We start from the raw sequence: 2194 nt of genomic DNA, 5'->3' as shown, positions 1-2194 counted from the left end.
CACGATGTCGCCAAGCTGCTCGATGTCCTTCATGAGCTGGTCGATCAGGGCAACACAGTTCTCGTGATCGAACACAATCTAGAAGTGATCAGAACCGCAGATTGGATCCTTGACCTTGGCCCTGAAGGGGGCGACGGCGGCGGAACCATCGTTGCAACCGGCCGTCCACAGGATGTGGCAGAGGTACCAGAGAGCTATACGGGACACTTCCTCAAGGAATTGTTTGAAAGGCGAAGCGCCAGCAAGCTGGACGCAGCAGAATAAAAACCAAATGGCCGGGCACTGTCCCGGTCTTTTTTTTTGCAAAAATCACCGCCCCCAACAGTCTCTTTCCGCGAAAACAACACAAAATACCAACTGGCGCCGATCCACTGCAAACCCCACCCAAAGCCGGCGATACATTGACATATGATTAAGTTTTCAGCACCAACTGCCTAAAAACAGCACTCCCGGCCCCTCAGGTATGCAGATTTGTGCCCCAAATCACAAAACCACCGCACTGCACAATCGTTAATTTTGGCATTTATGTCGTTTTGAAGAATGGTAGCGCCATCATTTGCCATAATGCTATGCATTTTTTGCATATCGGACATGCGAAATGATGTGATGCACAATTGGAAAGTCTTTTGTATAAACCAACTCAAGGCCGCTGAGGAACTCCTCCCAATTAAACCTCGGCAGCCTAACATACAATCCTCAGGCAGCACCTCCTCCCAAGCTGCTTGATGGTTCTAAACAGAGATTTCCTCCCAGTTCTCTGTTTACTAGCTTCGCCCGTCGTTCCTCCCATAGACGGGCGTTAGCTGTTTTAAGGGCCTATTTCCCTGAAAACTACCCATTGCCCTCAGCAAACAATCACGCAAAAGAAAAGCGCACCAGCCTCGCTGATACGCTCTCCAAATCATCACTGCTTTACTCTGATTACCAGCTCACCCGCCTGGTGGGTTTTCCAAATCAGCGCTGGTCATAGTCAGCCACTTAGTCATGTGCAAAATATCCGGCGGCTTGCCATTACTCAGGCGCCAGCTGTCTACCACCCATGGAATCTCAGTCGTTGTATCCACCACAACAGCTGAAGCATGCGGATATTTGCCATCAAGGAAAAAACCGCGAGAGGCAGGCCGCGCTGCACGGTGGTATTTAAGCCAACCCTGAGAACCCGCATAAACCAGCAGGCTTGTTGTATTGGTCGCCTCGTCAATGCAATCCATCTGCCCTTTAACGTTGCCATTACCCATATCCAGCCCACCAATATCATTGGATGACCCAACCACAGGTCCAACACGCTTTTCTTGCCACTGCACCGCTTTGGAAATTGCGGCACGCTCAGCTTCAGGGCTTCGATGCCCTCGCTTTAAAATCGTACGCAACCGCTGTTTGTCTTTCTGGCTAAACGTCACAGCCGTGCGATATTCGCAGCCGAAACCGTGACAGATGTACAATGTGTCACCTTTGTTTTCGATGCCACCCATCTGAGTATACCAGGTGCTTGGCTTTCTATTAATTTGGCTCATGCACGCAGTCAGCCCAATTGCGCCAACTGCAATCACGAAGGCCTGAGAAATTTTCTTCAGTTTCTTATTTGAAAAATACATGTGTTTTTGTGAATCACTTTGCACAACCATGGAAGATTGATGGCCTAAATGATTGAACTGAGCAAGTTCAGAGGCTAAGCAATTCGCAAGCGATAAACACTTAGGCTTCATCAGACGCTTTGGCGCAACAGAAGCCCAGTCGATTGGATAGGAAATGACGAAGCAGACCATACACGTGGTTGGCGGCGGCCTGGCAGGCTCCGAAGCAGCATGGCAGATCGCAGAAAAAGGCCTGAAGGTCGTTCTGCACGAAATGCGCCCAACACGTGAGACCGATGCACACAAAACAGATGGCCTTGCAGAACTGGTGTGCTCCAACTCATTCCGTTCTGACGATGCTGAAAACAACGCTGTTGGTCTGCTTCATGCTGAGCTGCGTGCCGCTGGCTCCCTGATCATGAGATGCGCAGATGCCAACAAAGTGCCTGCTGGCGGCGCGCTGGCCGTGGATCGCGATGGGTTTTCCCAAGCTGTGCAAGCCGCGCTGGAAGGCCACGAGAACGTAGAGATCCTCCGCGAAGAAGTGACTGAAATTCCATCAGCAGAAAGCGGTCAGGTCATTCTTGCAACCGGCCCGCTCACATCTCCAGCTCTTTCCG

At 50.9% G+C, this 2194-nt stretch carries 3 protein-coding genes; 2 read left to right on the top strand and 1 reads right to left on the bottom strand.

What is annotated here, in order from left to right:
- The coding region (locus PPL9_RS34630; protein WP_244273514.1) for a hypothetical protein at window positions 1-264 on the top strand (264 nt) is incomplete at its 5' end.
- A gap of 665 nt (window positions 265-929) precedes the next feature.
- Here the strand turns inward: PPL9_RS34630 and PPL9_RS30635 are convergent.
- On the bottom strand, window positions 930-1595 hold the full coding sequence (locus PPL9_RS30635) for a hypothetical protein (protein ID WP_208989740.1): 666 nt from the start codon (window positions 1593-1595) through the stop codon (window positions 930-932).
- A gap of 154 nt (window positions 1596-1749) precedes the next feature.
- Between PPL9_RS30635 and PPL9_RS31775 the strand changes: the two genes are divergently transcribed.
- On the top strand, window positions 1750-2194 hold a 445-nt coding region (locus PPL9_RS31775), incomplete at its 3' end, for an FAD-dependent oxidoreductase (RefSeq protein ID WP_208989739.1).

Origin of the sequence: Pseudovibrio sp. POLY-S9, from assembly GCF_001431305.1 — a bacterium.
Taxonomy (GTDB): Bacteria; Pseudomonadota; Alphaproteobacteria; order Rhizobiales; family Stappiaceae; genus Pseudovibrio.
Note: the sequence above shows the minus strand (reverse complement) of the source record. Positions and strands in the feature narration are given on the sequence as shown.